This window comes from Chromohalobacter sp. HP20-39 (assembly GCF_033052815.1).
GTDB lineage: Bacteria > Pseudomonadota > Gammaproteobacteria > Pseudomonadales > Halomonadaceae > Chromohalobacter.
Genome location: NZ_JAWHTP010000852.1, coordinates 1 through 258 on the forward strand (window position 1 = coordinate 1; position 258 = coordinate 258).

Consider the following 258-nt stretch of genomic DNA (forward strand, 5'->3'; position numbering starts at 1 on the left):
CGCAAGGTGTATGAAGTCACGATTCTGGAGTTCTTCAAGCTCAATGACCTGCAGCTCGGTACGCTGTATTCCATCTTGGGCACGGTGTTTGTTGTTTGCTATATGCCAAGCGGCTGGCTGGCAGACCGGGTCCGCCCGCGCATTCTGATCAGCTTTTCATTGGTGATGACGGGTGCGCTGGGCTATCTGTATTCCACCGCGCCATCCTACGAAACGCTGTGCGTCATCTATGCCTGCTGGGGCGTCACCACGGGATTG

General features: G+C 55.8%; 1 protein-coding gene. It reads left to right on the forward strand.

Annotated features, from left to right (window positions below; genetic code table 11):
- A partial coding sequence (locus tag RVY79_RS20375; RefSeq protein WP_317466407.1) for an MFS transporter occupies positions 1–258 on the forward strand: 258 nt, incomplete at both ends.